Origin of the sequence: Nostoc sp. (assembly GCF_035638895.1) — a bacterium.
Classification (GTDB): domain Bacteria; phylum Cyanobacteriota; class Cyanobacteriia; order Cyanobacteriales; family Nostocaceae; genus Nostoc.
Genome location: NZ_DASQZC010000495.1, coordinates 1 through 3,607 on the forward strand (window position 1 = coordinate 1; position 3,607 = coordinate 3,607).

The window sequence follows — 3,607 nt, forward strand, 5'->3', positions numbered from 1 at the left end:
ATTGGACGAATTACCTTCAATATACCTACCTGATTTATATAGGTGGCTCAACGAATCACGTTCTGAGGGCTTCTGCGGTATTATCGGCTTCCAAAATATGGGGCAGCTTGAGAAGAACTACGGTAAAGATATCGCTAAGGCGATCCTTGGTGCTTGCAGCACTAAGTTTATATTCAATCCTGGTGAGAACGAGTCGGCGCAATTGTTTTCCAACTTCTTAGGTGATGAAGAGATTAAGTACGGGTGCGTTCCACTTTCAAGTAATTGGTGACGCTACCAGTTTGAGCATGAGTATAAACGGCTGACTGGCTTTCGATGGTAAACCGTTCAGCCCGAAGAGTTTCAACACCAAGTTCAAAGATACCTGCGGCGATCGCAGTTTCAATCTGCTGACTCAGCAACAATTCAAACCGCTCGAAAATGATATTCTGCATCCCAATTCTCAAAGCTAGCAGCCGATTGAGGAATTGACGCAAAGGTGGTAAATCGATTTTCATCCCGCCCTCATGAGAGGTCAGTGATAATCCGGTCATTTGCTCAAAAGTCCCTAGTGGAACTTCATAAAACCTACCTTGGAAGATTTGCTTAAATAGCTCATACAAAGCGTGTTCGGCGTACTGTGACTCTAGGTTATCTTGTGCTGAGAATATGCCGTTTCCTCCAGTCTGCCTTTGTCCACGGGTGAGTGCGCCCAGGCTATCCAAACGTCGGGCAATGAATGGTGGAAATAAATCTACGTTCACCTCTAACGTTGGTCGTCACTGGGCGGAATATTGGTGCAGAAGCCTGATTCGTCCGGTGTGAGCGCCCCAGACCTTGAATCGCGTTATCTGCCCTCCAACCAGCTTCAAGTAAGTAGTGCGATCGCCGTTTCCGGTTGACGGCGTTCAAATCTGCATGGTAGCTACGACCTGTGCCGCCAGCGTCAGAGAAGATGAGGATTTGCTTCTGGTCGGACATAAATGCAGTGGTTTCAGCAATATTCGCACCAGAACTTCGTGAATCAACAAATAATCGTCCAGCTTCGTCTTTGAGTACCCTTTTGCTTCGTCCTGTAACTTCAGCTACTTGTTTGTGTCCAAAGTGCCACAGCAATTGTTCTAGTGCGCCGGGGATGGGGTCAAGGCTGGCGAGTTTATCTACTAGTGCCGAACGCAACCCAAGTGCAGCTTGAGAAATAACGGGCGAACCATCGGCATTAAAAGCCGGTTCGGAACGTTCTTCCCCGTCTTCACCTGAATGTATCTCATGGAGATGAATCGGAAAAGCGCTCATCAAATAATCCATGACATATTCCCGTGGAGTTAAGTCAAGGTTTAAGTCCTTCCACTCATCCACCGGAATCCCATAGAGTCGGCGCTTGAGTAATTCCTCATTAGTCGAAACTATCTGGATTACAACAGCATGACCAAGGGCTAGATCCTGCTCAATGGCTTGAATCAATTTTGGGCATTTCATCCCGGTCAGCAAATGGTTAAAAAATCGTTGTTTGTGGGATTCAAACTGTGACATGGCGGACATTTTAGCCATACGGTTGTATGTTTTCGCGCCGGAGATATTACACGCTTCTAACGCCTTGTATAAGTTATTGTGGATTATTTGAAAAGCCGAAGCATAACTGTCGTAGATTCTTTCTTGGGTAAGGGTCAAGTCAATTTCCAAGGTATCATATTCGACACCTTCAAAACTGAGACTCCGCGCCAGATATAATCCCAAGGCTTTCAAATCCCTAGCAACAATTTCCATTGCCGCAATACCCCCAACTTCAATGGATTCCACAAAGTCTTCACGAGAGGTAAATGGGAAGTCGCCAGTCTGCCAAAGTCCCAGGCGGTTAGCATAAGATAGGTTGGAAACCTTCGTCGCTCCGGTCGCTGATACGTAGATAACCCGTGCCTGCGGTAATGCGTTTTGCAACCTCAGCCCAACAATGCCTTGCTGGGATGCTGCAACCATACCGAGTTTACCCTCAATAGCCATTGCATTGCCCATACTGTGGCACTCGTCATAGGCGATCGCTCCTTCAAAATCCGCACCAGCCCATTCAACGATTCGCTTGAGCCGACTTTTTCCACCTTTAACAGAGCGCAGAGTGGAATATGTGCAGAACAGAATACCTTGGGAGAATGGGATTAAATCGCCTAGTTTGATATTGCTAAGGTCGATAATGTCTTTTTCATTACCTCCCAAAGCACACCAATCTCTACGTGCATCTTCGAGTAGAGCAGAGCTTTTCGATACCCAAATCGCTTTCCTTCGCCCTTGACACCAGTTATCGAGAATGATTCCCGCGACTTGTCTACCTTTGCCACAGCCTGTACCATCGCCCAGGAACCAGCCGCGACGAAATTTTACGGCATTTTCTTCGCCCTGAGCCGCTACAGTCACATTATCCCAAGAATCGTTCACCAAGTAAGACCCAGACAGAAATTCACAGTGTGTTTGACCTGCGTAAATAACGCTTTCGAGTTGTGCCTCTGACAGCTTGCCTTGTGTGATGATGTTGCGTGGGAGATGTGGTTTGTAAGTAGGTGCTGGTGGTGAGACAAGTGCTAGGGCTGCGCTTTCGCAAAGCAATGAGGGATGTGGTTTTGCACCGTGAATCCGAACTCTTTGCGGTCGGTAGCTTTCGTACAAGGCATCTTTTAAACTGTCTGAGCCACTCCACTCGACCAATTCGTACTCCAGAACTGCCACGTCTGGAATCTCGAAAACTGTTTGTGGTTGATCAGGTACAGTACGCTTTGGCAGCTTAACGACCTTCGCCACCGCAGCCACCGCTTTAGCAGTTGAATGCTGCCACAGAGATCGCTGTGGTAATTGCTCAATCAATGGCAGCAGTTGAGGCAAATCCAAGGTTTCTCTTATGCAAGGAATGTTGCTGGGATTATCCGATGGAACCTTGTCAATGACAGTAATCCGGGTTTCCATCGTTGTCCCATGCAAGGCATAAGCTTTCCCAATGATCCCCACTGAAAGCACAATTCGCGCTTTTTCTTGCCACTTAACAAAAGTTTCTCGCCAAGTGGGATTATCAGGAGAGAACCAGTTAGCAGTGATTGTCACCAGCCGCCCGCCCTCGCATAACCTTTGTAATGCCGAGTTAATATGCCGAGGTGTTGCGTCCGGGTTGCGATCGCTGATCTTGGGAGATGATGAAAATGGTGGATTCATCAGCACTACAGATGCCTCAGTCTTGCCAACTAAGTAATCGTTAATCTGCTCGGCATTCACAGAGAATAGTGGAGTGCCGGGGAATAACCGTCGCAGAATCTTTGCTCTGTCGTCGGCTAGTTCGTTAAGCATCAAACTTGCACCTTGAAGTTTAGCAAACTGAGCTAAAATCCCAGTACCAGCCGATGGTTCTAGCACCAAGTCATTGTTTGTAATTTGTCCTGCCAATGCTACCAAGTAAGCCAATGGCAATGGAGTCGAGAACTGTTGTAATTTTAATTGCTCCTCGCTACGGCGGGTATGTGTGGGGCAGAGCAACTCAAGCCGTCGCAGTTCTTCTAAGGGATTATCAGATAATCCTTGTTGCCGCAGATAGAGAATTAATGCAATCTCAACAGCTTCGTAAGCATCTTTCCACTGCCACTTGCCCTGT

The 3,607-nt window shown here is 47.3% G+C and carries 3 protein-coding genes; 1 reads left to right on the forward strand and 2 read right to left on the reverse strand.

Annotation, left to right across the window (positions count from 1 at the left end; all coding sequences use genetic code 11):
* On the forward strand, nt 1–271 hold a 271-nt coding region (locus VE944_RS24815), incomplete at its 5' end, for a TraM recognition domain-containing protein (RefSeq protein WP_324983371.1).
* Here the strand turns inward: VE944_RS24815 and VE944_RS24820 are convergent.
* Together VE944_RS24820 and VE944_RS24825 are read right to left on the reverse strand one after the other, a co-directional pair.
* Nucleotides 234–743 (reverse strand): strawberry notch C-terminal domain-containing protein, encoded by a 510-nt coding sequence (locus VE944_RS24820; RefSeq protein WP_324983374.1) that lies wholly within the window; start codon nt 741–743, stop codon nt 234–236. The two genes, VE944_RS24815 and VE944_RS24820, sit on opposite strands and share 38 nt — an antisense overlap.
* Nucleotides 697–3,607 (reverse strand): strawberry notch-like NTP hydrolase domain-containing protein (locus tag VE944_RS24825; protein ID WP_324983377.1); only part of this gene is annotated, 2,911 nt, incomplete at its 5' end. The genes VE944_RS24825 and VE944_RS24820, both read right to left, overlap by 47 nt.